Origin of the sequence: Streptomyces venezuelae, from assembly GCF_008642295.1 — a bacterium.
Taxonomy (GTDB): domain Bacteria; phylum Actinomycetota; class Actinomycetes; order Streptomycetales; family Streptomycetaceae; genus Streptomyces; species Streptomyces venezuelae_C.
Genome location: NZ_CP029190.1, coordinates 2,328,761 through 2,354,092 on the forward strand (window position 1 = coordinate 2,328,761; position 25,332 = coordinate 2,354,092).

A 25,332-nucleotide genomic window follows, 5' to 3' on the forward strand; every position below is an offset into this window, starting at 1 on the left:
CCCGCGGCCTCAGCGCGGCGCTTCGAGGACGCCCGCGATCAGGTCGTGGATCAGGGTCTGGGACGGGAGGACGTTTTCCTTCAGGCGGGGAAGGTCCGTGGGGCCGAACCAGTCGTAGGCCGTGTGCTTCGACCACTCCAGGGCCGGCCGGGTCAGGTCGCCGTCGACCTCGACGAGGTAGTCCGCCTCGTGGCGCGGGCCGGCGCCGTCGTCGCCGGTCCAGGTGGTGACGCCGAGGAACCGGCGGACCCGGCGGAGCCGCCAGCCGGTTTCCTCGCGGATCTCGCGCGCCAGCGCGTCCCGCAGGGACTCGCCCGGCTCGACATGCCCGCCGACGATGTCCCAGCAACCGGGGAACAGCCGCCGGTCCGGGCTGCGGCGCTGGGCGAAGGCGCGGCCGTCCTCGCCGAGGATGACCGCGCCGACCGTCCACAGCTCGCCCGGTGCCGGGACCGGCTCCGGGGCGGCGGCCTGCACGCTAGAGCAGCGCCGTGGCGCGGGTGGTCGAGGCGATCGTGGCGGAGCCGACCACGCGGGTGCCGTCGTAGAGGACGATCGCCTGGCCGGGGGCGACCCCGCGGACCGGTTCGGTGAAGGTGACGCGGAGCTCGCCGTCCACCGGCTCGGCGAAGACCTCCGTCTCGCCGCCGTGGGCGCGCAGCTGCGCCGTGTACGTCGCCGGGCCGGCCGGCGGGTTGCCGCACCAGCGGGGGCGGATCGCGGTGAGGGCGGTGACGTCCAGGGACGCCGCCGGGCCGACCGTGACCGTGTTGTTCACCGGGGAGATGTCCAGCACATAGCGCGGCTTGCCGTCGGCCGCCGGGTGGCCGATCCGCAGGCCCTTGCGCTGGCCGATGGTGAAGCCGAAGGCGCCGTCGTGCGTGCCGATCTTCGCGCCGGACTCGTCGACGATGTCGCCCTCCGCCTTGCCCAGCCGCTTCGCCAGGAAGCCCTGGGTGTCGCCGTCGGCGATGAAGCAGATGTCGTGGCTGTCCGGCTTCTTCGCCACCGCCAGGCCCCGGCGCTCCGCCTCCGCGCGGATCTCGTCCTTGGTGGTGACGGTGTCGCCGAGCGGGAAGAGCGCGTGGGCCAGCTGCTTCTCGTCCAGGACGCCCAGGACGTAGGACTGGTCCTTGGCCATGTCGCTGGCGCGGTGCAGCTCGCGGGAGCCGTCCTCCCGCTCCACGACCGTGGCGTAGTGGCCGGTGCAGACCGCGTCGAAGCCGAGCGCGAGGGCCTTGTCCAGCAGTGCCGCGAACTTGATCTTCTCGTTGCAGCGCAGACAGGGGTTCGGGGTGCGGCCCGCCTCGTACTCGGCGATGAAGTCCTCCACCACGTCCTCGCGGAAGCGCTCGGCGAGGTCCCAGCAGTAGAAGGGGATGCCGATGACGTCCGCGGCGCGGCGGGCGTCCCGGGAGTCCTCGATCGTGCAGCAGCCGCGGGCGCCGGTGCGGAAGGACTGCGGGTTCGCGGAGAGCGCGAGGTGGACGCCGGTCACGTCGTGCCCGGCTTCGACCGCGCGGGCGGCGGCGACGGCGGAGTCCACGCCGCCGGACATGGCGGCCAGGACGCGAAGGGGGCGGGAGGTGCGCGGCAGGGTCTCAGTCATAGCGCCTTCCAGGGTACGGGGAACCGCGCGGAGGTCCAGCGCGTTGTTCCGTGATGGGGGGTGGCCTATGACCGGCATGAAGCCGAAGAAGCCGAAGAAGACCCGGCGGGCGGTGCTGCTGGCGGGGCTCGGCCTGGTCACGGCGGGTGCGGTGGCGGGCCGGGAAGAGATCGAGCGCGGGTACTGGCTGCTGCCAGGGGTTTCCAAACCGCGCAAGGAGGGCGAGCTGGACCACCCGGGGGCGCGGTGGACGGCCGCCTCTCCGGCGAACTGGCGGCTGGCCGACCGGCCCGACGACTACCGGGTGGACCGGATCGTCGTGCATGTCACCCAGGGCGGTTTCGCGTCCTCGGTGGACGCCTTCAAGAACCCCTGGCACAAGGCGTCCGCCCACTACATCGTGCGCGGGGACGGCCATATCGAGCAGATGGTCCGCGAGCTGGACGTGGCGTTCCACGCGGGCAACCGCTCGATGAACGAGCGCAGTGTGGGGATCGAGCACGTGGGGTTCGTGGACCGCCCCAAGGACTTCACCCCGGCGATGTACGAGGCCTCGGCGCAGCTGGCCGCGGCGATCTGCCGGAGGTACGGGATACCCGTCGACCGGGAGCACATACTGGGCCACTCCGAGGTGCCGGGTGCCGACCACACCGATCCGGGCCCGCACTGGGACTGGGACCGGTACCTCAAGCTGGTCCGGGAGCGGCTTGCGCAGCAGCCGGCGGCTAGCTGAGGCCGGCGGTACGGGCGCGCTCCACGGCCGGGCCGATGGCGGCGGCCAGTGCGGCCACGTCCTCCTTGGTGGAGGTGTGGCCCAGGGAGAAGCGGAGGGTGCCGCGGGCCAGGTCGGGGTCGGTGCCGGTGGCGAGCAGGACGTGGCTGGGCTGCGCGATGCCCGCGGTGCAGGCCGATCCGGTCGAGCAGGCGATGCCCTGGGCGTCGAGCAGCAGGAGCAGGGAGTCGCCCTCACAGCCGGGGAAGCTGAAGTGCGCGTTGGCGGGGAGCCGGTCCTGCGGGTCACCGCCGAGGACGGCGTCGGGGACGGCCGCCAGGACGGCGGTGATCAGTTCGTCGCGCAGGGCGCCGATCTCGCGGGCGAAGGCCTCTCGGCGCTCGGCGGCGAGGGTGGCGGCGACCGCGAAGGCGGCGATGGCGGGGACGTCGAGGGTGCCGGAGCGGACGTGCCGCTCCTGGCCGCCGCCGTGCAGGACGGGGACGGGGGTCTGGTCGCGGCCGAGCAACAGCGCGCCGATGCCGTACGGTCCGCCGATCTTGTGGCTGCTGACGGTCATGGCGGCGAGACCGGATACCCCGAAGCGGACGTCGAGCTGGCCCACGGCCTGGACCGCGTCGGAGTGCAGCGGGATCTCGAACTCGCGGGCGATGGCGGCGAGTTCGGAGACGGGCTGGACGGTGCCGATCTCGTTGTTGGCCCACATGACGGTGGCGAGGGCGACATCGCCGGGGCTGCGCTCGATCGCGGCGCGGAAGCCCTCGGGCGCGACCCGCCCGTAGCGGTCCACGGGCAGGTAGTCGACGGTGGCGCCCTCGTGCTCGGCGAGCCAGTGCACGGCGTCGAGTACGGCGTGGTGCTCGACGGGGCTGGCGAGCACCCGGGTCCGGGCCGGGTCCGCGTCCCGGCGGGCCCAGTACAGGCCCTTGACGGCGAGGTTGTCGGCCTCGGTGCCGCCGGCGGTGAAGACCACCTCGCTGGGCCGGGCTCCGAGCGCCTCGGCGAGGGCCTCCCGGCCCTCTTCGACGGTGCGGCGGGCCCGGCGGCCGGCGGCGTGCAGGGCGGAGGCGTTGCCCGTGATGCCGAACTGCGCGGTCATCGCGGCGGCTGCCTCCGGCAGCATGGGGGTGGTCGCGGCGTGGTCGAGGTAGGCCATGATCCCCCGATTCTACGGTCGGCCCCGGCGGCCCGGAACGCGGCCGGTGGTTTCCGGCACCCGCCGGCGCCCGCCGGGGCGGACGCCGGGGGCGGACGCCGTACGGCCCGGGCTCAGGTGCGCGGGGCGCGGGCCAGTTGGCGGGACTGGGCGACCAGGTGACCCGCGGTGTCCCAGACCTCGGCGTCCTCCTCCAGGAAGCCCCCCGCGAGGTTGCGGGTGGTGATCGAGATGCGGAGCGGGCCGGGGGCGGGACGGCGGCGGACATGGGTGGTGAGTTCCACCGTCGGGGTCCAGCCGAGCAGTCCGAGGTCGAAGGAGGTGGGCGGCAGCGCGTCCACGGCGAGCAGCAGGGACATCGGGTCGGCGTCGCGGCCGTCGGCGAGTTCGAACCAGGCCCGCATCTCGCCCTTGCCGGAGGGGGCGCCGACGGCCCAGCCTGCGGTGGCCGGGTCCAGCCGGAGCCGGAGCCGGTCGACGATGGCCGAACTGCCGGGGATCGGGGCGGGTCCGGCCTCGGGGCCGAGGCAGTCCTCGTACGCGGGGATCACCGGGGGCACGGCGGTGGTGCGGACGTCGTCGGGCAGGGAGTCGAGGTCGCCGTAGGAGGCGAGGACCCGGATGCGCTCGACCTCGGCGCCGGTCTCGGGGTCGTACTGGAGGAGGGAGGCCTGGCCGGTGGAAAGGGTGCGGCCGGCCCGGACGACCTCGGTACGGATCACCGCAGGGCCGGGGGCGGAGGCGCTCAGGTAGTGCGCGGAGACGGTGAACGGGTCCGGGTGCGGCAGGGCGGCGGACAGGGCCCGGCCGACCAGGGCCAGCAGGTAGCCGCCGTTGACCGCGGTGATGATCGTCCAGCCGGCGGAGAGCTCCGCGTCGTACACCCCGGGCTCGCCCGCGCGGGGCGTGACGGTGGTGTCGCGGTCGAATTCGCTGTCGCCGATGGATGCCTGGGCCGCTGCTGCGTGTGACATGGATCGACCGTACACCGGCAGGCTACTAAGCGGTAGCTTTTCTTTCGCTCAGGGGTTCTCCTCCTTGACGGAGGAACGGCGGTTCCAGGCGAGCGGGGCGCGCCAGTGGTAGCGCATCGCCAGCAGGCGCAGCAGGAAGGTGGTGACCACGGCGATACCGCTGGTGACGGCGTTGAGCATCTCGAAGGCGATGCAGAGGGCGACCATGGTCGCCCCCACCAGGGCGGGCACGGCATACATCTCGCGGTCCCGGAGCAGCGAGGGGACCTCGTTGACCAGGACGTCCCGCAGTACGCCGCCGCCGACGGCGGTGGCCACGCCGAGCGCGGCGGAGGCGGTGAGTCCGAGGCCGTACTCATAGGCCTTGGTCGTGCCGGTCACACAGAACAGGCCGAGGCCGGCCGCGTCGAAGACGTTGATGGCCCGGTTGATGCGCTGCACCTCGGGGTGCAGGAAGAAGACGATGCCGGCGGCGATCAGGGGGGTGACGAAGAAGCTGAGCTCCCCGAAGGCGGCGGGCGGCACCGCGCCGATGACCAGGTCCCGGAAGAGGCCACCGCCGAGGGCGGTGACCAGGGCGAGGACGGCGATGCCGAAGACGTCGAAGTTCTTGCGGACGGCGAGGAGCGCGCCGGCGGTGGCGAAGACGAAGATGCCCGCGAGGTCCAGGGCGTGCTGGACGCCGGGCGGGAAGAGATCGTGGAACAACACCGGCCCATTGTGCAGGCCGCCTGGCGGCGGGCCGGGCGACCCTCGGGGCCCGCGCCCGGGCGGCCCCTCCCCCGGGGCTCCGCCCCACGCCCCGGCCGCAGCCGGGCGGGCCGCTGCGCGGGGCTTTCCCCCACCCCGCCCCTCCCCGAAACCGGGGCCTGCGGCCCCGGGCCCCGCCGGGGTGCTCGGGCTCCGCCCGGCACCCGCTTTCCGGGGGCTCCGCCCCCCGACCCCCGGGGCTCCGCCCCCTGGCCCCACGGGCGGCCCCGGCCCTCCGGCCCTGGGCGGGCCCGGCCCAGGCCCGCCCGAGGCAGGCCCCGGCCTTCCGACTCAGGGACGGACGGCCCCGGCGCGTCCGGGCCGGGCCCGGCCTCCGGCTCAGGAACGGCACCGGCCCCGGGCCGGGGGCAGCCGGGCCAGGGCCGGCCATGATCTGCCGGGTACCCCCTACGCCGACGGCCCCGCAAGCGGCGGGTCCGAGGGGGACTGGTCCGGGCCGTTTTCCGGGTGGTGGCAGGCGACCTGGTGGCCCGGCTTCAGAGCCACCAGCGGCGGCTCCTGCGTGGCACACATCTGCGTCGCCTTCCAGCACCGCGTGTGGAACCGGCAGCCGCTCGGCGGAGCGATCGGGGACGGGACGTCTCCCTTGAGGAGGATCCGGCCGCTCTTCGCCCCGCGCCTGCGCGGGTCCGGCACCGGCACCGCCGACAGCAGCGCCTTCGTGTACGGGTGCATCGGCGACTCGTACAGCGCCTTGCGGTCGGTCAGCTCGACGATCTTGCCGAGGTACATCACCGCGATCCGGTCCGAGACGTGCCGGATGACCGACAGGTCGTGCGCGATGATCACGTACGTGAGGCCGAGCTCGTCCTGGAGGTCGTCCAGCAGGTTGACCACCTGCGCCTGGATCGAGACGTCCAGCGCGGAAACCGGCTCGTCCGCCACCACCAGCTTCGGCTTCAGGGCCAGCGCCCGGGCGATGCCGATGCGCTGGCGCTGACCGCCCGAGAACTCGTGCGGGTAGCGGTTGTAGTGCTCGGGGTTGAGGCCCACCAGCGACAGCAGCCGCTGCACCTCCGCCTTGATCCCACCCTCCGGCGTGACCTTCTGGAGCTTGAACGGGGCGGAGACGATCGCGCCGACCGTATGGCGCGGGTTCAGCGAGCCGTACGGGTCCTGGAAGATCATCTGTACGTCGCGGCGCAGCGGCCTCATCCCGGCCACGCCGAGGTGGGTGATGTCCCGCCCCTCGAACTCCACCGTGCCGCTGGTGGGTTCCAGCAGCCGGGTGATCAGCCGGCCCATGGTCGACTTGCCGCAGCCGGACTCGCCGACCACGCCGAGGGTTTCACCGCGGCGCACGTCGAAGTCGATGCCGTCGACCGCCTTGACGGCGCCGGTCTGGCGGCGCATCAGCCCCTTGTGGATGGGGAAGTGCTTGACCAGGCCGGTCACCTTGAGCAGGGGTTCCGCGGAGGCCGGGGCGGTGGCTGAGGCTGCGGCCTGGGCGGGGAGCGTGGGCGCGGAGGCCTTTTCGTTGTCGGTCACAGCTTCGGCGCAATCTCTTCGGTCCAGATCCGGGTCCGCTCCTCCTGCGACATGTGGCAGGCGGACCAGTGCCGTTCACCGTCGGCGGTCACCAGCTCCGGACGGACGGTCCGGGTGAGGTTGTCCTTGGGCAGGTCGGCGTACGGGCAGCGCGGGTGGAAGGCGCAGCCGCTGGGGATGTTGATCAGACTGGGCGGGGAGCCCTTGACCGGGATGAGGCGCTCGGTCTGGTCCCGGTCGATACGCGGCATCGAGCCGAGCAGGCCCCAGGTGTACGGGTGCCGGGGCTCGTAGAAGACCTTCTCGGCGGTGCCGCGCTCCACGCACCGGCCGCCGTACATCACCAGGATGTCGTCGGCCATCTCGGCGACCACGCCGAGATCGTGCGTGATCATGATGACGGCGGAGCCGAACTCCTTCTGCAGATCGCGGATCAGGTCCAGGATCTGCGCCTGGACGGTGACGTCCAGGGCGGTGGTCGGCTCGTCCGCGATGAGCAGCTCGGGGTTGTTGACCAGGGCCATCGCGATCATCGCGCGCTGGCGCATACCGCCGGAGAACTCGTGCGGGTAGGCGTCGACGCGCTTGCCCGGCTCGGGGATGCCGACGCGGTCGAGCATCTCGACCGCGCGCTTCTTCGCGGTCTTCTTGTCGACGTCGTGGTGCGTCCGGTACGCCTCGATGATCTGGTGCCCGACCGTGTAGTACGGGTGCATGGCGCTCAGCGGGTCCTGGAAGACCATGGCCATCTTGCGGCCCCGCAGCCGCCGCACCTCGTCGGCGTCGGCGCGCAGCAGCTCCTCGCCGTCCAGCCAGACCTCGCCCTGGATGGCGGGCCGGGAGCGGGAGTGCCCGGTGCGGTGCAGGCCCATGACAGCGAGCGAGGTCACCGACTTGCCGGAGCCGGACTCGCCCACGATGCCGAGGGTCTTGCCGCGCTCCAGGTCGAAGGAGAGCCCGTCGACGGACTTGACCAGGCCGTCGTCGGTGGGGAAGTGCACCTTGAGGTCGCGGACCGAGAGGAATGCATCGGAACGGGGCCCCGACTGCTCGGGGACCAGGGGGGTGTGGTTCTCGGTCACGTCAGCCTCACGCGCGGGTCGATGACGGCGTACAGCATGTCCACGATCAGGTTCGCCATCACGACGAACAGCGCCGCGAGCAGGGTCACGCCCATGATCACGGGCAGGTCGCCGTCCCTGATCGCGCCGACGGCCGCCGTGCCCAGGCCCTGGAAGTTGAAGGTGGTCTCGGTGAGGACGGCGCCGCCGAGCAGACCTCCGAAGTCCAGGCCGAACATGGTGACCAGCGGGGTGAGGGTGGAGCGCAGGGCGTGCTTGCGGATGACCACCCGCTCGGTCAGGCCCTTGGCGCGTGCGGTGCGGATGTAGTCCTCGCCCATCACCTCGAGCATGGTGGCGCGGGTGATGCGGGCGTAGGTGGCGGCGAAGAGGAAGGCCAGCGTGATCCAGGGCAGGATCATGCTGTTCAGCCAGGCCCCCGGATCCTCGGTGAGAGGTTTGTAGTTGGAGGCGTCCAGCCAGCCGAGGCCGTAGACCAGGATCGCCGGGGCGAGCAGGCCGGTGAAGAAGATCGGCAGCGATACGCCGGCCAGGGCACCGACCATCACCGCGCGGTCGACCATGGTGCGGCGTTTGAGTGCCGAGACCACACCGGTCAGGACACCCGCGATGACCCAGATCACGGCCGCGCCGAGGGCCAGCGAGACGGTCACCGGCAGACGGTCGATCAGCGTGTCCCAGACGGGTGTCTCGCTCTTGAAGGAGTAGCCGAAGCACGGGGCCGGGCAGTGGGTCGTGTCCACGCCGTTGTCGTAGTCACGGCCGGCCACGATGCCCTTGAGAAAGAGCAGGTACTGCTCGGAGATCGGCTTGTCGAAGCCCATCTTCGCGCGGATGCCCGCCAGGGCGGTCTCATTGGTCTCGCGGCCGGCGTACATCAGCGCGGGATCGGACCCGGTGATCTTCGGCACCGCGAAGAAGATGCCGAAGGTGACCACGGAGACCACCAGCAGCGTGGAGACGACGTTGAACAGCCGCCGGATGAGGTAGACGAGCACTGCAGTCGGCCGCCAGGGCCGGCGGCTGTCGCCCCTCGTGGGGACGACAGCCGCCGCCTGCGGCCTTCACCTGCCCTTCGGACTAGCGCATGTGCGGTGAAGGCACGTGCCTGACAGTTACTTGATGACGCCCACCGTGGCGAGGTCGATCTTGCCCATGGAGTCGTTGAAGTAGACGTTCGTCAGCCGCGGGTTGTGGTAGACGAAGGCCTTGTCGAAGTTGATGGGCAGGTAGAGGGCCTTCTCCATGGTCTTCTTGTTGATCTGCGTGTAGAACGGCGCGGCCTCTTCCGGGGTCTTGGCGGCAGCAGCGTCGTCGAACAGCTTGTTGATCTCCGGGTCGTTGATCATGGAGTAGTTGTTGTTGCCGTTCTCCTTGATGAACGTGCCGTCCACCAGCGGCTGCAGGAAGCCCGCGCCGGAGTTGTAGTCGGCGCCCCAGCCCATGACGATGATGCCGTAGTTCTTCTTCTTCACGTTCTCGGGCGAGCCGATCGTGGAGGAGGTGAGCTTGCCGTCGTACTGGTCGATCTTGGCGGTGATGCCGACCTTGGCCAGAGCGGCCTGGAGGGACTCGGCCGTCTTGATCTCGGCGGCGCGGTTGTTGCGGACCGCGATGGTGGTCTCGAAGCCGTTCGGCTTGCCACAGGCCTGGAGGGCGGCCTTGGCCTTGTCCTCCTGCGGCTTGCCGGCGGTCAGGCCGTACGGGTCGTAGGCCTTGTCGGAGCCGGGGATGCCGGGCGGCAGCATGTTCGCGCCGAGGTCACCGCTGGTCGGGCCGCCACGGGCGGTCTGCAGGGACTTCGGGTCGGCCGCGTAGATGACGGCCTTGCGGCACTCGATGTTGTCGAACGGCGCCACGGTCTGCGGGAAGACCATGTAGCGGATGTAGCCCGTGAACGGGTTGTCCGCGTTCTTCTTGAGGTTGTCGTCCTTGAGCACCTTGTTCTTCGCGGCCTGGAGCAGGCCGGTGCCGTCGACGGCGAGGTCGATGTCGCCGTTGAGCAGGCGCTGGTCCATGTCCTCGGCGTTGGTGGTCACCGTGAAGGTGACCTTGTCCGGCAGACCCTTGCGGATCGTGTCGGTCTTCGGGTCCCAGTGCTCGTTGCGGACGAAGGTGGCGCCCTTGTTCGCGGTGAAGCCCTCGACCTTGTACGGACCGGTGGACACCGGCTTGTTGGTGTACGTGGCGCCCGTGTCCTTGCCCGCCGGGACCGGCGAGGAGGTCGGCATGGCCATCAGGTAGCTGAAGTCCGAGTTCGCGGAGGCCAGGTTGAAGACGATGGTCTTGTCGTCCGGCGTCTGGACCGACTTCAGACCCATCTTGTTCGGGTCCGTGTCCTTGTACGGGCCGGGGTACTTCTGGCCCTGGTCGAGCAGGTCCATGAGGTAGGTCGGGCCACCGGAGAGCACGTCCTGCGCGAACGTCCGCTCGATGCCGTACTTGATGTCCTTCGAGGTGATCGGCGAACCGTCCTCGAACTTCACCCCGTCCTTGAGCTTGAACGTGTAGGTCTTGCCCTCGTTGCTGATCTCGGGGAGCGCCTCGGCGAGGTCCGGGACCAGCTTGGTGCCGTCCTTGCCCGGCTTCGCGTCGTACGCGAGCAGCTGGCGGACGTACAGGCGCTGCATGTTCCACACGAAGCCGTAGTAGGCACGCGCCGGGTCGAGGTAGTCGACGTCCTGGGGCGACCAGAGCTTGAGCTCCCCGCCCTTCTTGTCCGAGACGTTGACGAACCCCTTGGTGGCGGCGTCGAACCCGGCACCGCTGGCGGTGCCCCCCTTGCCGCCGTCCTTGTCGTCATCGCCGTTTCCGCCGCACGCGGCGGTCAGGGAGAGGGCGGCGATCACCGCGGTGATCGCGAGAGCCTGCTTTCTGCGGATCACGATGTGTCCAACCTCCATGAGTGGGTGAATCGTTGAAGCGGTTCAGCTGCCCTTGGGGTCGAGTGCGTCACGCAGCCCGTCCCCGAAGAGGTTGAACGCCAGGACAGTGATGAAGATCGCGAGACCGGGGACGACCATGAACATCGGTGCGTCCTGGTAGATGGGGACGGCGTCGGACAGCATCTTTCCCCAGGACGCCGTGGGCGGTTTGACGCCGGCGCCGAGGAAGCTGAGCGCCGCCTCCGTCAGGATGTTGGTCGGGATGATCAGGGTCGCGTAGACCAGGATCGGAGCGACCAGGTTGGGCAGCAGTTCCTTGATCAGGATGTACCCGCGGCCGGCGCCGAGGCTGCGTGCGGCCTCCACGTACTCGCGCTCGCGCATCGAGATCGTCTGGCCGCGGACGATGCGTCCGATGTACGGCCAGCCGAAGAAGCCGATGACGATCACGAGGACGCCCATCCGGACGCCGGTGCCCTCGAAGCCCCAGACGGAGTTCGGGACCACCGAGACCAGGGCGATGGTGAAGAGCAGCTGCGGGAAGGCCAGCAGCAGGTCCATCAGGCGGCTGATCAGCGCGTCCACCCAGCCGCCGAGGAAGCCCGCGAGGGCGCCCAGCAGGCTGCCGATGATCACGGAGACAAAGGCCGCCAGGAAGGCCACGGTCAGCGAGATGCGCGCGCCGTAGACGATCCGGCTGAAGATGTCGCGCCCGTTGGTGGGCTCGACACCCAGCAGGAAGTCCGAACTCATGCCGCCGAACGAGCCGACCGGCGTGCCGAGTTCCGGGTCGAGCAGATCCTCGTGGAACTCGTTGGGCGGGTGGCCCAGCAGGCTCACGATCTGCGGCGCGAAGACCGCCACCAGGATCAGGAAGATCACAACGATGCCGCCGGTCAGTGCGATCTTGTCGCGCTTGAGCCGCATCCAGGCGATACGGCCCGGTGAGCGGCCTTCGATGGCCTGTGCAGGGACATCGGCTACGGCAACGGCCGCGGGGGCTTGTTCCGCGCTCGTGTCGTGCAGTGGTGCCGTCATCGTGGTGGGGACCCCTCTCGGCCGACGGGTGGGCCGGCCCATGCCCGCCGCTGTGGCGGCGTTGGTGCGGAGTGGCGCTTCGAAATGCGGGAGACAAGCCGGAGATTGGGAGGACTGATCGGCTCTTGGTGGGGGAGTCTTCATCGGCCGCTCGACCAGCCGCCAGACCCGCAGATGAATGGATGCGCAACCGTGATCTGAGGGGCAGGTTCCCGTTATCCGGACTTGGCTGTCGTCTGAGCGGAGCAAGACCAGCCGTTCGGTGCGGAAGCGGACATCGCGCCCAACTGGCGGTTCCTGTGCGCTTTTTGGGGCCGAACGACCGGCCAAATCCGGACAGCAACCGGAACGGTCAGGGCAAGACAAAGGCCGCACGGAACGCTTCTCGTTCCATGCGGCCTGATGCAGGTTCGGCCAGGGAGATACGCGAACGGGCGCCCCTGGTACGGGAGTCTCAGTAGCCGGACACGTGTGCCTCGCGGTCGTAGAACGGCCGGGCCTGGGCGCGCAGCCACATCGCGACCGGGTCGTGCTCGTCCGCGAGCGCGACCGTGCAGACCGGAACGCCCTCGGGGACCGCCCCGACCGACTGCCGCATCATCTCGCGCACCGACTCCAGCGCGGGCGCGGAGGCATCGTACAGGTCGAGCCCCACGGCCAGGTACGGGAGGCCGAGCGCGGGCTGCACCCAGGCGCGCCGGAGCGAGCGGACCGCGGGGGTCCGGTGCGCGTGCTGGGTGAGCAGTCCGTAGAACTGCGGGAGTTCCAGCGCGGGCTCGGACAGCCGCAGCGGCCCGGCCGGCATCCGGTCCAGCCCGGTGGCCACCCGGCGCAGATCGGCCCAGGGAATGCCGAGGCCGCCCCCCGGATCGTGCGGATTCAGCCACAGCCCCCACCGGTCGGGGTAGAGGGCACGGGCGATGTCCCGTCCGGTCACCACCTCGAACCCGCGGTTCCAGCCGCTGGCCGCCAACTCCTGCGGGGAGGTCACGCACGGCGCATAGCCGAGCCCCTCCACCTCCATGCCGCCGTACTGGGCGTCCGGGGAACCCGGCTGCCCGTGCCAGAGCAGCATCCACAGCCGGCCCTCGCCGAGGGCGTGCAGGAATGTCTCGTATCCGTCATAGCGCCCGGGAGTCACCTGGCGCATCATGTGCTCGACCTGCCCGGCCGCGGCCGTGCCTGACGCACTCACCCCGGTACCCCTCTTCGTCCGCCCGTCGTCCAGCCCGGAAATGAAACCAGCTTACGGGCCCCTAGGGCAGGTAGAACGGGTGCACGCGCTCGCGGATGTGGTCGGCCACCGGATCGTCGGTGACATCGAGCAGGATCAGGTGGACCGGCCAGGGCGGCTGGACCCGGTTCAGGGCCCGGGCCAGTGCGTCCATCGGAGCGTCCCGGAACTCGGCCGGCTGTCCCAGCAGGCGGACGCCGATGTACAGCTCGGGGGCCTCGCCCTCGACGCTGGCCAGGCAGCGGTGGGCGGCGGCGACCACGCCGGTGGCGCGGAACTCCTCCGAGGCGGCGGACAGGAAGTCCACCGGCTCCTCCTGCCAGTCCGGCTCGAACAGCCGGACCCGGCCGCCGGTGCCGGGGCCGTCGAGCTCGGTCCGCCCGGCCCGGCACAGCTCGGCGACGGCCGGCGGGGGCAGCGGGACGCCGACCGCGCCCTCCGGGTTCACGGCGACGCCCAGCTGCGGGGGCAGGCCGCGGGCGAACTCCACGGCGGGGACCACGGCGAAGTCCATGGCGGGGCCGGCGCAGGCGAGGAACTGGTCATGGGAGCTGTAGACCGGGACGTAGGCGGCGCCGCCGATGTCCATGGTGGGAAGGCGCAGGGCGGCACTGTCCGGGCCGCCGCCGGCCGGCAACGGCACCCAGAGCTCGCTGCGGGCCAGCACCTCCAGAATGCGGGCCCCGGCGTGCGGGTTGCCGAGGGCTGCGCCGAGCACCTGCTCCAGCTCATTGGCGGGCCAGCCGTTGCCGTGCATGTTCCTACGCCTTCCTGTGGTCCCACAGCCTTCGGGCCGAAGGGTACTGGCTCCCCCCGGCCGCGCTCCGGCCCGCCCCGGGCCGCACCGGACCCCCCTAGGGACTGCCGTCGAAGGCGATGTGGGTGACCCGGGTGGCCGCCGCTCGGTCCAGCAGGGTGGCCGAGGTGCAGCCGGCCGGAAGACGGCCGGATTCCGCCGCCCGGAGCAGCCGGGCCACCGCCCCGCGGTGCCGGGCGAAGGCGTACGCCGAGACGCCGCGGCCCCGGGCCGCCTGCCCGGACAGCGCCTCCGCCGGGCTCGCGTCCAGCAGCAGCAGGTGCAGTGCGCGACCGCGCCGCCGCGCGGTCCGGGCCAGCAGGCCGCGCACCCAGGCCTGGGTGCCGCAGTCGTGGACGACCACGGAGCGGCCCGAGCGCAGCGCGCGGGCGAGGCCTGCGTAGTGGGCGATCCGGACCAGCGGGCGGTAGAGGGCGTACGGCAGGCTCCCGGGCATCCGGTGCTCCCAGCGCTCGCGGACGTCCTGGGAGTCGATCCCGATGTCCCGGACGGCCCGCTTGATCAGCGTGCTCTTGCCGCCGCCGGGGAGCCCGGAGACCACCACGATGTCGCCCTCGGCGAAGCCGAGCCGGGCCGGGCCGCAGCTGCGCCCGCGCAGGTCGCGCACGGTCGCCGGCGCCGGCGCCGCCGCGGCCAGAGCCCCGGGGCCCAGCGGGCCCCGCTGCACCGGTACCGCCGCCACCACCGCCGTCAGTCCGTCCACTCCGTTGAGCCTCCGCACAGTGTTCGCCTCCCCCCGCATCGGGTCACGCGGACCCTTTCCCACTGAGTGTAAAGAGACGGTAATCCGGCAGGCATGGTTCCGGTACGGTCCGGGTTCCGGTCCCGGTCCGTACTCACTTTCGGGCCCGGACCCCCATTCCCGACAGTCGCATGCAATGATGTGCGCCAACTGGACACCAACTGCATACCGGCCGCTTGAATCCGCGCGGGAGAGTCCCGGAAGCCGTCGCCGCACGGCGACCCGGGCGCCGAAGGAGCAAGAACCTCCCTTGAATCTCTCAGGCCCCGTACCGCGTGGATGAGGCAGATCTGAAAAGCGAGCCGCGCTGCCGCGGCTCCACCCAAGGTGCAAGCCGAGATCCGGATCCGTCGTGACGGATCCGTTGTGACAGAGACTCTCGGCGAACCTCTCAGGTTCCGATGACAGATGGGGAGGATCGTCCTCGTCATGTCTTGTCGATGCCCTGGGACCTGGGAGCCGTACCCATGAGCAATGCCCCCCGTCTGACCGCCCTCGATGCGCTGCACCGCTCGCTCGGCGCCACCATGACCGACTTCGCGGGCTGGGACATGCCGCTGCGCTACGGCAGCGAGCGTGACGAGCACAACGCCGTACGGACCAGGGCCGGCCTGTTCGACCTGTCCCACATGGGCGAGATCACCCTGACCGGCCCGGAGGCCGTCAAGGTCCTCGACTACGCGCTGGTCGGCAACATCTCCACGGTGGGCGTCGGCCGCGCCCGTTACACCCACATCTGCCGTGAGGACGGCGGCATCCTCGACGACCTGATCGTCTACCGTCTCGGCGAGACCGAGTACATGGTGGTCGCGAACGCCTCCAACGCCCAGGTCGTCCTCGACGCCCTGACCGAGCGCGCCGCCGGCTTCGACGCCGAGGTCCGCGACGACCGCGACGCGTACGCGCTGATCGCCGTGCAGGGCCCGGAGTCCCCCGGCATCCTGAAGTCGCTCACCGACGCCGACCTGGACGGGCTGAAGTACTACGCCGGCCTGCCCGGCACCGTCGCGGGCGTGCCCGCGCTGATCGCCCGTACCGGCTACACCGGCGAGGACGGCTTCGAGCTGTTCGTCGACCCGAAGCACGCCGTGCAGCTGTGGGAGGCCCTGACCGAGGCCGGTGCGGATGCCGGCCTGGTGCCCTGCGGCCTGTCCTGCCGGGACACCCTGCGCCTGGAGGCGGGCATGCCGCTGTACGGGCACGAGCTGACCACCGACCTGACTCCCTTCGATGCGGGTCTGGGCCGGGTTGTGAAGTTCGAGAAGGAGGGCGACTTCGTGGGCCGCGCCGCCCTGGAGGCCGCCGCCGAGCGCGCCGAGAGCAAGGCCCCGCGCAAGCTGGTCGGCCTGATCGCCGAAGGCCGCCGGGTCCCGCGGGCCGGCTTCCCCGTGGTCGCCGAAGGCCGGGTCATCGGTGAGATCACCTCGGGCGCCCCCTCCCCCACCCTGGGCAAGCCGATCGCCATGGCGTACGTCGACGCGTCGCACGCCGCGCCCGGCACCTCCGGCGTCGGCGTGGACATTCGCGGTACCCATGAGCCGTACGAGGTCGTCGCGCTGCCCTTCTACAAGCGGCAGAAGTGACGCTCTCCCCCACCGGGACCCGTCTCACCCTGCAAGACCACCGTTCATCAGCACTCCCCGCATCCAGGAGAATCAGGTCATGAGCAACCCCACGCAGCTGCGTTACACCAAGGAACACGAGTGGGTCTCGGCGGTCGACGCGGACGGCGTCGCCACGGTCGGCATCACGGCGTTCGCGGCCAACGCCCTCGGCGATGTCGTCTACGCCCAGCTGCCCGAGGTGGGCGACACCATCACCGCCGGCGAGACCTGTGGCGAGCTGGAGTCGACCAAGTCGGTCAGCGACCTGTTCGCTCCGGTGACCGGTGAGATCGTCGAGGCCAACCAGGACGTCGTGGACGACCCGTCGCTCGTGAACAGCGCCCCCTTCGAGGGCGGCTGGCTGTTCAAGGTCAAGATCGCGGGCGAGCCGGACGACCTGCTCACCGCTGCCGAGTACACCGACTTCGCGGGCTGACACCGGCCGGGCACGAGACCTAGGGAACCTGATGTCTGTACTGAACACCCCTCTCCACGAGCTTGACCCGGACGTCGCCGCCGCCGTCGACGCCGAGCTCGTGCGCCAGCAGTCGACCCTGGAAATGATCGCCTCGGAGAACTTCGCTCCGGTGGCCGTCATGGAGGCCCAGGGCTCGGTCCTGACCAACAAGTACGCCGAGGGCTACCCGGGCCGCCGCTACTACGGTGGCTGCGAGCACGTGGACGTGGTCGAGCAGATCGCGATCGACCGGATCAAGGCGCTGTTCGGCGCCGAGGCCGCCAACGTGCAGCCCCACTCGGGTGCCCAGGCCAACGCGGCGGCGATGTTCGCGCTGCTGAAGCCGGGCGACACCATCATGGGCCTGAACCTGGCCCACGGCGGTCACCTGACCCACGGCATGAAGATCAACTTCTCCGGCAAGCTCTACAACGTGGTGCCCTACCACGTCGGCGAGGACGGCCAGGTGGACATGGCCGAGGTCGAGCGCCTCGCCAAGGAGTCCAAGCCGCAGCTGATCGTGGCCGGCTGGTCCGCGTACCCGCGCCAGCTGGACTTCGCCGCCTTCCGCCGGATCGCGGACGAGGTCGGCGCCTACCTCATGGTCGACATGGCGCACTTCGCCGGTCTGGTCGCCGCGGGCCTGCACCCGAACCCGGTGCCGCACGCCCACGTCGTCACCACCACCACGCACAAGACCCTCGGCGGTCCGCGCGGCGGTGTCATCCTGTCGACGCAGGAGCTGGCCAAGAAGATCAACTCTGCGGTCTTCCCCGGCCAGCAGGGCGGTCCGCTGGAGCACGTGATCGCCGCCAAGGCTGTCTCCTTCAAGGTCGCGGCCTCGCCCGAGTTCAAGGAGCGCCAGGAGCGCACCCTGGAGGGCGCGAAGATCCTCGCCGCCCGCCTGGTCCAGGACGACGTGAAGGCGGTGGGCGTGGACGTGCTCACCGGCGGCACCGACGTGCACCTGGTCCTGGTCGACCTGCGGAACTCCGAGCTGGACGGCCAGCAGGCCGAGGACCGCCTGCACGAGGTCGGCATCACGGTCAACCGGAACGCCATCCCGAACGACCCGCGGCCCCCGATGGTCACCTCGGGTCTGCGGATCGGCACGCCGGCCCTGGCCACCCGCGGTTTCGGCGCCGAGGACTTCACCGAGGTCGCCGAGATCATCGCGGAGACCCTGAAGCCGGCCTACGACGCGAAGGCGCTGCGGGCGCGCGTCGAGGCCCTCGCCGCGAAGCACCCGCTGTACCCGTCGCTCTAAGCGGCGGAAGGGGGCCCGGCCGTGTCCGCACAGGCCGGGCCTTACCCATACCCCGGAGCCGCGGCCTCGACGTCGAGGCCGCGCAAGCCGCCGTACAAACCGGCGTAACCGGGCCGTGCACGAACTGACGTACGCTGATTAACCGGGCAAGGGCGCCCACGAGGTGCCCTTTGCCTGCAATCCCTGCAAAGTCCGCCCCTCCGTCGGCCGCCCCGCTAAGCTGCGAGAGCGACTGGACGGTTCCTTCCCCGCCACCGCGGGGGTGATCCGGGAGTCCGCCACCGTGGCCATTTCCGTCTTCGATCTCTTCTCGATCGGCATCGGTCCGTCCAGCTCGCACACCGTCGGCCCGATGCGCGCCGCCCGCATGTTCGTGAACCGGCTCAAGAAGGACGGGGTCCTCGCCCAGACCGCCTCCGTCCGCGCCGAGCTGTACGGCTCGCTCGGTGCCACCGGCCACGGCCACGGCACCCCCAAGGCCGTCCTGCTGGGGCTGGAGGGCCACTCCCCGCGCTCGGTGAACGTGGAGACGGCGGACGACGAGGTGGAGCGCATCCGCAAGACCGGCCGGCTGCGGCTGCTCGGGGCCGAGATAGGGAGCGCCCACGAGATCGCCTTCGACGAGCCCAGCCAGCTGATCCTGCACCGCCGCCGCGCGCTGCCGTACCACGCGAACGGCATGACCCTCTTCGCGTACGACGAGTCCGGCGCCCCGCTGCTGGAGAAGACGTACTACTCGGTCGGCGGCGGCTTCGTGGTGGACGAGGACGCGGTCGGCGAGGACCGGATCAAGCTCGACGACACCGTCCTGCGGTACCCGTTCCGCTCGGGCGACGAGATGCTGCGGCTGACCCGCGAGACGGGCCTGTCGATCTCCTCGCTGATGCTGGAGAACGAGAAGGCCTGGCGGACCGAGGAGGAGATCCGCGAGGGTCTGCTGGAGATCTGGCGGGTCATGCAGGCCTGCGTGGCGCGCGGCATGTCCCGCGAGGGCATCCTGCCGGGCGGCCTGCGCGTCAAGCGCCGCGCCGCCACCACCGCGCGCAAGCTGCGCTCCGAGGGCGACCCGCTGGCGCTCTCCATGGAGTGGATCACCCTCTACGCCATGGCCGTGAACGAGGAGAACGCGGCGGGCGGCCGGGTGGTCACCGCCCCGACCAACGGCGCCGCCGGCATCATCCCGGCCGTCCTGCACTACTACGTGAACTTCGTCCCGGGCGCGGACGAGGACGGCGTGGTGCGCTTCCTGCTGGCGGCCGGCGCCATCGGCATGCTGTTCAAGGAGAACGCCTCGATCTCCGGCGCCGAGGTCGGCTGCCAGGGCGAGGTGGGCTCGGCCTGCTCGATGGCGGCGGGCGCCCTGGCCGAGGTCCTCGGCGGCAGCCCGGAGCAGGTGGAGAACGCGGCCGAGATCGGCATGGAGCACAACCTGGGCCTGACCTGCGACCCGGTCGGCGGTCTGGTCCAGATCCCGTGCATCGAGCGCAACGGCATGGCGGCGGTCAAGGCCGTCACCGCGGCGAAGATGGCGATGCGCGGCGACGGCAGCCACAAGGTCTCCCTGGACAAGGTCATCAAGACCATGAAGGAGACCGGCGCCGATATGAAGATCAAGTACAAGGAGACGGCCCGCGGCGGACTCGCGGTCAACGTCATCGAGTGCTGAGCGCTTCAACGGCCTGAGAACTTCGGGTCGCAGGGCCTGACCGCTTCGGGACCTTCGGCCCCGGAGCGGGGGGTTCCGGTCGGGATAGCGTGCGGGTGCACGTTCTTTCGAACCTCCGGCGGAGGCTGACCGAGGGACCCCCGCATGGCGACCACCGAACACTGTGTCATCCCGCTGCACCTGGAGACCGGGCCCGACCCGATCGAGCTCCGGGGCGTGTTCGGGTACCGCTCCGACCGGCCGTACGAGGTGTCCCTGGACTTCCACGGGGCCGGCATGATCCTGGCGCGCTGGGTCTTCGCCCGCGATCTGCTGCTCGACGGCCAGATCCGGGCGACCGGCCAGGGCGACATCCGGATCTGGCCGGCCTGGCGGGGGGTCGAGCCGCGGGTGCTGCTCGCCTTCTCGAACGGGCACCAGGACGGTGTGGTGTCGGCCCGCGCCAAGGACGTACGCCGGCTGTGCCGCCGGATGACCACCCTGGTGCCGCGGGGGGCGGAGGGGCGGTACTACGACCTGGACGCCGAGCTGAACACATTGCTGTGGCGCTGATGCAACCGTAGGCGGCCGGCGGGTGTCTCCATGGACGACAGCATTGTCCCCATATCCGGAGAATCGGGGGACGCCATGAACCATCTGCGTCGTCAGCAGCTCGTGGCTCTCGCCACGGGCACCCTCCTCACCGCCGGTGTCGTGCTCGCCGCACCGGCCGCGGCCCAGCCCCGGGCCCAGCTCTCCCCCCGGGCCCAAGCCCAGACCCAGACCCCGCTGGTCGTCAACGCCCGCTGGGGCGGTCACTGCACGTATGACCGGCTCGTCATCGACATCGCGGGGTACGTCCCCGAGGTGACCGTCCGCAGGGCGGCCAAGCTCTACTACGACGGCTCCGGCAAGCCCGTACCGCTCGCGGGCAAGTACTTCCTGGAGATCCGGCTGCACCCCGCCGCCGGGCACAACGACGCGGGCCAGTCCGTCTACAAGGGGCCCAAGCTCCTCAAGATCTGGCTGCCCAAGCTCAAGGGCATCGCGATGACCGGCGACTACGAGGGGTACGTGACCTTCGGCGCCGCCTTCAACACCAGGCCGGAGTACAAGACCTTCAAGCTGCACGGGCCGGAGCGGTTCGTGCTGGACGTCAAGCACGCCAACGTCTGCTGACGCGACGGCGGGGTTCCCTGGTCCCGGACACCCGGGACCAAAGCCCTTGGACAAGGCGATACCGGCCATTTACCTTGGAAAGGAAGGTGAAATAGACATAACTCCCCCGAAAGGATGAGATATCCGTGGCTCGAACCCTGAACCCCACGGGTGCCGCCACGGAACCCCGACCGGCGTCCGGATCCGGACGCTGGGTCATGCTCGCCGTGCTGTGCGCCAGCCTGCTCCTGGTGGCCATGGACGCCACCATCCTGAACGTCGCGCTGCCCTCGCTCATCGACGACATGCAGCCCACCGCCCTGCAACAGCTGTGGATCATCGACGTCTACGGTCTGGTCCTCGGCGGCCTGCTCGTGACCACCGGCGCGATCGGCGACCGGTACGGACGCAAGCGGCTCTTCCTGATCGGTTTCGTCCTGTTCGGCCTGGCCTCCGTGGTCGCCGCGACCGCCACCAGCCCGGCCGTGCTGATCGCCGGACGGGTCCTGCTCGGCCTCGGCGGCGCGATGGTGATGCCCTCGACCCTGTCGCTGATCCGGAACATCTTCACCGACCCGCGCGAGCGGACCGTCGCCATCGGCATCTGGGCCGCGGTCGCGGGTGCGGGTGCCGCCATCGGCCCGCTGATCGGCGGGCTGCTCGTCGAACAGTTCGGCTGGTCGGCGGCCTTCTGGGTCAACGTCCCCGTCGTCGTGGTGACCGTGGTGGCCGGCCTACGGCTGCTGCCCGAATACAAGGCGGCCGGCACCCACGCCCTGGACTGGCCCAGCGCCGCGCTCTCCGTCGTCGGCATCGTTGCGCTCGCCTGGGGCATCAAGCACGTGGCCAAGGGCAGCCTCGCCCTCACCGACCTGGCCGTCCTGGCCGTCGGACTGCTGGTGCTCACCGCGTTCGCCCGCCGCCAGCTGAAGCTGCCGGACCCCCTGCTCGACGTACGGCTCTTCCTGAGCCGGCCGTTCACCGCGGCGGCTCTCGTCACCCTCATGGCCATGATCGCGGCCGGCGCCGCCCTGTTCCTGCTCTCCCTCTGGTTCCAGTACGTACACGGCTACTCGCCGTTCCAGGCGGGTCTGCGCACCCTGCCGGTGGCCCTGGCCATGCTGATCGGTGCCCTGCTCGCCCCGCGCCTGATGCACCGCATCGGCGTCCGCGCGGTGCTGTGCATCGGACTGCTGGGACTCCTGACGGGTTTCCTTCTGCTGGCCCTGGCCCCCCAACCGACCTCGTACGCCTACGTCGCCGTCTTCCTCGCCCTGCTCGGCCTCGGTGACGGACTGGCCATCACCGCCAGCGCCGCCACCCTGGTGTCCGCGGTGCCGACGTCCCGGGCCGGTCAGGCCGGGGCCGTCTCGGAGACCGCCTACGAACTCGGGGTGGGCCTCGGGGTGGCGCTGCTCGGCTCGGTCCACGGCGCCCTCTACGCCGCCCGGATGCCGGACACCGCGCCCGCGCTCGCCCACGAATCGATCGGCGGTGCGAAGGAGGCGGCCGAGGCACTGCCGGGACCGGCCGGCGAGCAGTTGTTCGACGCCGCCCGGTCCGCCTTCGACAGTGCGCTCACCACCACCGCCTATGTGTCCGTCGGCATCGTGGCCGTCGTGGCCCTGCTGGTCCTGTGGATGGTGCCGGGCGGATTCAGGGCCGCCGGCAACGGCCACTGACCACGGCCTCGGAGTCCTCGAAGGCGGCGCTACCCGACTGCGTCGTCCCTGCCCCCGCAGCCGGCCGGCCAACCGGCCGCGGGGGCGGGTTGTGGCCGGTCACGGCGCCGACTAGGGTCATCGGGCCTTGGTGTTCGGGAAACCGGTGAAAAACCGGTGCGGCCCTCGCCACTGTGATCGGGAAGTCCGGCTCCAATCCTGCGGGAAGCCACTGGGCTGACGCGGGGAGTCCGCGCTGCCCGGGAAGGCGGAGCCAGGGCATCAGTACCCGTGAGCCAGGAGACCGGCCGAGGTGCGTTGTCCATCCACGAGGTGCTGGAGAGGTCTCCCCACTCATGCATATAGCCGAGGGCTTCCTGCCCCCCTTGCACGCGGTCGCCTGGGGCGCCGCGTCCGCTCCCTTCGTCGTCCACGGAGTCCGCGCGCTGACCCGTGAGGTCAAGTCGAATCCGGAGAGCACCCTGCTCCTCGGCGCGTCCGGAGCGTTCACTTTCGTCCTGTCCGCCCTGAAGATCCCTTCGGTGACGGGCAGTTGTTCCCACCCCACCGGCACCGGGCTGGGTGCCATCCTGTTCCGGCCGCCGATCATGGCGGTGCTCGGCACCATCACCCTGCTCTTCCAGGCGCTGCTGCTGGCCCACGGCGGCCTGACCACCCTGGGCGCCAACGTCTTCTCGATGGCCATTGCGGGCCCCTGGGCGGGCTACGGGGTCTACCGGCTGCTGAAGCGGTTCGACGCACCGCTGATGGTGTCCGTCTTCTTCGGCGCCTTCTTCGCCGACCTGGTCACCTACTGCGTCACCAGCGTCCAGCTGGCGCTGGCCTTCCCGGACCCGGGCACCGGGTTCGCGGGCGCGCTCGGCAAGTTCGGCGGGATCTTCGCGGTCACCCAGATCCCGCTGGCGGTCAGCGAGGGCCTGCTGACGGTGCTGGTGATGCGGCTGCTGATGCAGTCGAGCACGTCGGACCTGGTCCGGCTGGGTGTCGCCAAGCTGACGGGTACGCAGGACAAGCAGCAGCAGAAGAAGCAGGAGGCGTCGGTCTGATGTCGAGGAACGCGAAGATCAACACTCTGCTGCTGCTGGTGGTGGCGGCCCTGGCGGTGCTGCCGCTCGCGCTGGGACTGGGCGACGGCAAGGAGGAGCCGTTCGCGGGCGCCGACGCGCAGGCGGAGGCGGCCATCACCGAGCTGAAGCCGGATTACGAGCCGTGGTTCTCCCCGCTGTACGAGCCCCCGTCGGGCGAGGTGGAGTCGGCCCTGTTCGCCCTCCAGGCGGCGCTGGGCGCGGGCGTGCTCGCGTACTACTTCGGCCTGCGCAAGGGGCGCCGCCAGGGCGCGGCCACCGCGACCGGCACCGCGACCGCCGAGCCGGCCGACGGGCCGGCGACGGCCGGCGCCGCACCGGCGAAGTCCTGACCCGGTGCTGCCGATCGACGCGGCGGCCCACACCAGCCGCTGGCGGCACCGTCATCCCCTGGAGAAGGCCCTGCTGGGCCTGGGGCTGACGGCCGCCGCGGTGTGCCTGCCGCCCTGGCCCGGCGCGCCGCTGGTGGCCGCGGCCACCCTCGCCGTGCTGCTGGGCCCGGCCGGGGTGGCCGGGCGGCAGCTGTGGCGGGCCTTCCGGATCCCGCTGGGCTTCTGCGTCACCGGAGCCGTCCCGCTGCTGTTCGCGGTGGGCGGCCCGGCCGGCTGGGTCTCGCTGGCCCCGGACGGCCCCCGGCACGCGGCCGAGCTGCTGCTGCGGACCTCGGCCGCCTCGCTCGGGGTGCTGCTGTTCGCCTTCACCACCCCGGTCTCGGACGTCCTGCCCCGCCTGGTGCGGGCCGGGGTGCCGGCCCCGGTGGTGGATGTCGCGCTGGTCATGTACCGGATCGGGTTCCTGCTGCTGGACTCGCTCGCCCAGGTCCGGCGGGCCCAGGCGGCCCGGCTGGGGCACACCGGCCGGGCGGCGGCCTGGCGTTCGGTGGCCGGGCTGGCCGCGACCGCCTTCGTCCGGGCCTTCGACCGCGCGGGCCGGCTCCAGGCCGGCCTGGCGGGCCGCGGGTACGACGGCACCCTGCGGGTGCTGGTACCCGAGGCGGCCCTGTCGGCGCGGTTCCTGGCCGCATCGGCGGCCCTGCTGACGGTCGTGGTCGCCACGACCCTCGTACTGAAAGGACTCTGGCTTTGAAGCCGTTGGTGGAACTGTCCGGTGCGGGCTATGCGTACGAGGACGGGCCCGCGGTGCTGACCGGGGTGGACTTCGCCATCGCCGAGGGGCGGGGGCTGGTCCTGCTGGGCCGCAACGGCAGCGGCAAGACCACGCTGATGCGGCTGCTGAGCGGCGGCCTGCGGCCGGGCTCGGGGCAGCTGCTGCTGGACGGCTCGCCGGTACGGTACGACCGCGCGGGCCTGACCCGGCTGCGGTCCTCGGTGCAGCTGGTGGTCCAGGACCCGGACGACCAGCTGTTCGCGGCCTCGGTGGAGCAGGACGTGTCCTTCGGCCCGCTGAACCAGGGTCTGGCCACGGCCGAGGTCCAAGGCCGGGTGGACGCCGCCCTGGCCGCCCTGGACATCACGCACCTGCGGGACCGGCCCACCCACCTGCTCTCCTACGGGCAGCGCAAACGGGCGGCGATCGCGGGGGCGGTGGCGATGGCCCCGCGGGTGCTGATCCTGGACGAGCCGACCGCCGGGCTGGACCCGGACGGCCAGGAACGGCTGCTCGCCGTGCTCGCCGGACTGACCGGCACCACGGTGGTGATGGCCACCCACGATGTGGACCTCGCGGTCCGCTGGGCCGACGACGCGGCCGTCCTGACCCCGGACGGGATCCGGACCGGCCCGGCCGGCCCGCTGCTCTCCGATCCGGAACTGCTTTCCTCGGCGGGCCTGCGCCGGGCGTGGGCGCCCTCGGTGGCCGCGTTCCTGCGCGACCGCGGCCTCCTCGCGGCCGATGCCGCGGGCCCGCGCACCCCGGAGGCGCTGAGCTCCTGGCGGTGAGCCGGAT

Annotated in this window: 25 protein-coding genes and 2 riboswitches; of the genes, 12 read left to right on the forward strand and 13 right to left on the reverse strand. The window is 71.3% G+C overall.

Annotated features, from left to right (window positions below; all coding sequences use genetic code 11):
* Positions 1 to 9 precede the first annotated feature (9 nt).
* Both DEJ50_RS10085 and mnmA read right to left on the reverse strand, forming a co-directional pair.
* Positions 10 to 477 carry an NUDIX hydrolase gene (locus DEJ50_RS10085; RefSeq protein ID WP_150207221.1) on the reverse strand — a complete coding sequence of 156 codons (468 nt, stop codon included), beginning with the start codon at positions 475 to 477 and terminating at the stop codon, positions 10 to 12.
* Position 478: 1 nt separating this feature from the next.
* Positions 479 to 1,609, reverse strand: coding sequence for a tRNA 2-thiouridine(34) synthase MnmA (mnmA, locus tag DEJ50_RS10090; RefSeq protein WP_150207222.1), 1,131 nt, complete (start codon positions 1,607 to 1,609; stop codon positions 479 to 481).
* Positions 1,610 to 1,676: 67 nt separating this feature from the next.
* On the opposite strand from mnmA, the gene DEJ50_RS10095 reads away from it, so the two are divergent.
* Positions 1,677 to 2,342 carry an N-acetylmuramoyl-L-alanine amidase gene (locus tag DEJ50_RS10095; RefSeq protein WP_150207223.1) on the forward strand — a complete coding sequence of 222 codons (666 nt, stop codon included), beginning with the start codon at positions 1,677 to 1,679 and terminating at the stop codon, positions 2,340 to 2,342.
* Here the strand turns inward: DEJ50_RS10095 and DEJ50_RS10100 are convergent.
* From DEJ50_RS10100 to DEJ50_RS10150, 11 genes are all read right to left on the reverse strand, one after another.
* Positions 2,335 to 3,498, reverse strand: a complete 1,164-nt coding sequence (locus tag DEJ50_RS10100; protein WP_150207224.1) for a cysteine desulfurase family protein — start codon at positions 3,496 to 3,498, stop codon at positions 2,335 to 2,337. The two genes, DEJ50_RS10095 and DEJ50_RS10100, sit on opposite strands and share 8 nt — an antisense overlap.
* A 113-nt stretch (positions 3,499 to 3,611) precedes the next feature.
* Positions 3,612 to 4,472 carry a thioesterase family protein gene (locus DEJ50_RS10105; protein WP_150207225.1) on the reverse strand — a complete coding sequence of 287 codons (861 nt, stop codon included), beginning with the start codon at positions 4,470 to 4,472 and terminating at the stop codon, positions 3,612 to 3,614.
* Positions 4,473 to 4,520: 48 nt separating this feature from the next.
* Positions 4,521 to 5,180: a trimeric intracellular cation channel family protein gene (locus DEJ50_RS10110; RefSeq protein ID WP_150212035.1), complete on the reverse strand. Its 660-nt coding sequence runs from the start codon at positions 5,178 to 5,180 to the stop codon at positions 4,521 to 4,523.
* 450 nt (positions 5,181 to 5,630) lie between these two features.
* Positions 5,631 to 6,731 carry an ABC transporter ATP-binding protein gene (locus DEJ50_RS10115; RefSeq protein WP_150207226.1) on the reverse strand — a complete coding sequence of 367 codons (1,101 nt, stop codon included), beginning with the start codon at positions 6,729 to 6,731 and terminating at the stop codon, positions 5,631 to 5,633.
* A complete protein-coding gene (locus DEJ50_RS10120) occupies positions 6,728 to 7,813 on the reverse strand; it encodes an ABC transporter ATP-binding protein (RefSeq protein WP_223837685.1) in 1,086 nt (361 codons plus the stop codon). The genes DEJ50_RS10115 and DEJ50_RS10120 overlap by 4 nt, the downstream gene beginning before the upstream one ends.
* Complete coding sequence (locus DEJ50_RS10125; protein ID WP_150207227.1) at positions 7,810 to 8,811, reverse strand: ABC transporter permease; 1,002 nt, start codon at positions 8,809 to 8,811, stop codon at positions 7,810 to 7,812. Before DEJ50_RS10125 ends, DEJ50_RS10120 begins: the two co-directional genes overlap by 4 nt.
* Positions 8,812 to 8,928: 117 nt before the next feature.
* On the reverse strand, positions 8,929 to 10,716 hold the full coding sequence (locus DEJ50_RS10130; RefSeq protein ID WP_150207228.1) for an ABC transporter substrate-binding protein: 1,788 nt from the start codon (positions 10,714 to 10,716) through the stop codon (positions 8,929 to 8,931).
* A gap of 24 nt (positions 10,717 to 10,740) precedes the next feature.
* Positions 10,741 to 11,736, reverse strand: a complete 996-nt coding sequence (locus DEJ50_RS10135; protein ID WP_150207229.1) for an ABC transporter permease — start codon at positions 11,734 to 11,736, stop codon at positions 10,741 to 10,743.
* A gap of 454 nt (positions 11,737 to 12,190) precedes the next feature.
* Positions 12,191 to 12,931 carry an enhanced serine sensitivity protein SseB C-terminal domain-containing protein gene (locus DEJ50_RS10140; RefSeq protein WP_150207230.1) on the reverse strand — a complete coding sequence of 247 codons (741 nt, stop codon included), beginning with the start codon at positions 12,929 to 12,931 and terminating at the stop codon, positions 12,191 to 12,193.
* A 61-nt stretch (positions 12,932 to 12,992) separates the two neighbouring features.
* A complete protein-coding gene (locus tag DEJ50_RS10145) occupies positions 12,993 to 13,727 on the reverse strand; it encodes an enhanced serine sensitivity protein SseB (protein WP_150207231.1) in 735 nt (244 codons plus the stop codon).
* A gap of 97 nt (positions 13,728 to 13,824) precedes the next feature.
* The gene (locus DEJ50_RS10150) at positions 13,825 to 14,529 is read right to left on the reverse strand and encodes an AAA family ATPase (protein ID WP_150207232.1); all 705 of its coding nucleotides are present in this window, start codon (positions 14,527 to 14,529) and stop codon (positions 13,825 to 13,827) included.
* Between the two features lie 177 nt (positions 14,530 to 14,706).
* Positions 14,707 to 14,813, forward strand: a riboswitch (glycine riboswitch).
* 183 nt (positions 14,814 to 14,996) lie between these two features.
* Between DEJ50_RS10150 and gcvT the strand changes: the two genes are divergently transcribed.
* From gcvT to DEJ50_RS10205, 11 genes are all read left to right on the forward strand, one after another.
* Entirely contained in the window at positions 14,997 to 16,112 is a 1,116-nt protein-coding gene (gene gcvT / locus DEJ50_RS10155) for a glycine cleavage system aminomethyltransferase GcvT (RefSeq protein ID WP_150207233.1), read from the forward strand.
* 79 nt (positions 16,113 to 16,191) lie between these two features.
* Complete coding sequence (gene gcvH, locus DEJ50_RS10160; RefSeq protein ID WP_150207234.1) at positions 16,192 to 16,569, forward strand: glycine cleavage system protein GcvH; 378 nt, start codon at positions 16,192 to 16,194, stop codon at positions 16,567 to 16,569.
* Positions 16,570 to 16,600: 31 nt separating this feature from the next.
* A complete protein-coding gene (glyA, locus tag DEJ50_RS10165; RefSeq protein ID WP_150207235.1) occupies positions 16,601 to 17,857 on the forward strand; it encodes a serine hydroxymethyltransferase in 1,257 nt (418 codons plus the stop codon).
* Positions 17,858 to 18,140: 283 nt separating this feature from the next.
* The gene (locus tag DEJ50_RS10170) at positions 18,141 to 19,523 is read left to right on the forward strand and encodes an L-serine ammonia-lyase (RefSeq protein WP_150207236.1); all 1,383 of its coding nucleotides are present in this window, start codon (positions 18,141 to 18,143) and stop codon (positions 19,521 to 19,523) included.
* A gap of 144 nt (positions 19,524 to 19,667) precedes the next feature.
* On the forward strand, positions 19,668 to 20,075 hold the full coding sequence (locus DEJ50_RS10175; protein WP_150207237.1) for an SsgA family sporulation/cell division regulator: 408 nt from the start codon (positions 19,668 to 19,670) through the stop codon (positions 20,073 to 20,075).
* 30 nt (positions 20,076 to 20,105) lie between these two features.
* Entirely contained in the window at positions 20,106 to 20,681 is a 576-nt protein-coding gene (locus DEJ50_RS10180; protein ID WP_223837687.1) for a hypothetical protein, read from the forward strand.
* A gap of 197 nt (positions 20,682 to 20,878) precedes the next feature.
* Positions 20,879 to 22,342 (forward strand): MFS transporter, encoded by a 1,464-nt coding sequence (locus tag DEJ50_RS10185; RefSeq protein ID WP_150212038.1) that lies wholly within the window; start codon positions 20,879 to 20,881, stop codon positions 22,340 to 22,342.
* Positions 22,343 to 22,453: 111 nt separating this feature from the next.
* Positions 22,454 to 22,649: riboswitch (cobalamin riboswitch) on the forward strand.
* Positions 22,650 to 22,677: 28 nt separating this feature from the next.
* Positions 22,678 to 23,388, forward strand: coding sequence for an energy-coupling factor ABC transporter permease (locus tag DEJ50_RS10190; protein ID WP_150207238.1), 711 nt, complete (start codon positions 22,678 to 22,680; stop codon positions 23,386 to 23,388).
* Positions 23,388 to 23,759, forward strand: a complete 372-nt coding sequence (locus DEJ50_RS10195) for an energy-coupling factor ABC transporter substrate-binding protein (RefSeq protein ID WP_150207239.1) — start codon at positions 23,388 to 23,390, stop codon at positions 23,757 to 23,759. Before DEJ50_RS10190 ends, DEJ50_RS10195 begins: the two co-directional genes overlap by 1 nt.
* A gap of 4 nt (positions 23,760 to 23,763) precedes the next feature.
* Entirely contained in the window at positions 23,764 to 24,513 is a 750-nt protein-coding gene (gene cbiQ / locus DEJ50_RS10200; RefSeq protein ID WP_150207240.1) for a cobalt ECF transporter T component CbiQ, read from the forward strand.
* On the forward strand, positions 24,510 to 25,325 hold the full coding sequence (locus tag DEJ50_RS10205; protein ID WP_411757592.1) for an energy-coupling factor ABC transporter ATP-binding protein: 816 nt from the start codon (positions 24,510 to 24,512) through the stop codon (positions 25,323 to 25,325). Before cbiQ ends, DEJ50_RS10205 begins: the two co-directional genes overlap by 4 nt.
* Positions 25,326 to 25,332: the final 7 nt, after the last annotated feature.

Bases quoted from the DNA above. Each gene is read 5' to 3' on its own strand.
- DEJ50_RS10105 (WP_150207225.1), bottom strand. From the start codon at position 4,472: ATGTCACACGCAGCAGCGGCCCAGGCATCCATCGGCGACAGCGAATTC.
- DEJ50_RS10100 (WP_150207224.1), bottom strand. From the start codon at position 3,498: ATGGCCTACCTCGACCACGCCGCGACCACCCCCATGCTGCCGGAGGCA.
- gcvH (WP_150207234.1), top strand. From the start codon at position 16,192: ATGAGCAACCCCACGCAGCTGCGTTACACCAAGGAACACGAGTGGGTC.
- DEJ50_RS10180 (WP_223837687.1), top strand. From the start codon at position 20,106: ATGGACGACAGCATTGTCCCCATATCCGGAGAATCGGGGGACGCCATG.
- DEJ50_RS10145 (WP_150207231.1), bottom strand. From the start codon at position 13,727: ATGCACGGCAACGGCTGGCCCGCCAATGAGCTGGAGCAGGTGCTCGGC.
- DEJ50_RS10135 (WP_150207229.1), bottom strand. From the start codon at position 11,736: ATGACGGCACCACTGCACGACACGAGCGCGGAACAAGCCCCCGCGGCC.
- DEJ50_RS10095 (WP_150207223.1), top strand. From the start codon at position 1,677: ATGACCGGCATGAAGCCGAAGAAGCCGAAGAAGACCCGGCGGGCGGTG.
- glyA (WP_150207235.1), top strand. From the start codon at position 16,601: ATGTCTGTACTGAACACCCCTCTCCACGAGCTTGACCCGGACGTCGCC.
- DEJ50_RS10150 (WP_150207232.1), bottom strand. From the start codon at position 14,529: ATGCGGGGGGAGGCGAACACTGTGCGGAGGCTCAACGGAGTGGACGGA.
- DEJ50_RS10195 (WP_150207239.1), top strand. From the start codon at position 23,388: ATGTCGAGGAACGCGAAGATCAACACTCTGCTGCTGCTGGTGGTGGCG.
- DEJ50_RS10185 (WP_150212038.1), top strand. From the start codon at position 20,879: ATGCTCGCCGTGCTGTGCGCCAGCCTGCTCCTGGTGGCCATGGACGCC.
- DEJ50_RS10130 (WP_150207228.1), bottom strand. From the start codon at position 10,716: ATGGAGGTTGGACACATCGTGATCCGCAGAAAGCAGGCTCTCGCGATC.
- gcvT (WP_150207233.1), top strand. From the start codon at position 14,997: ATGAGCAATGCCCCCCGTCTGACCGCCCTCGATGCGCTGCACCGCTCG.
- DEJ50_RS10175 (WP_150207237.1), top strand. From the start codon at position 19,668: ATGGCGACCACCGAACACTGTGTCATCCCGCTGCACCTGGAGACCGGG.
- mnmA (WP_150207222.1), bottom strand. From the start codon at position 1,609: ATGACTGAGACCCTGCCGCGCACCTCCCGCCCCCTTCGCGTCCTGGCC.
- DEJ50_RS10190 (WP_150207238.1), top strand. From the start codon at position 22,678: ATGCATATAGCCGAGGGCTTCCTGCCCCCCTTGCACGCGGTCGCCTGG.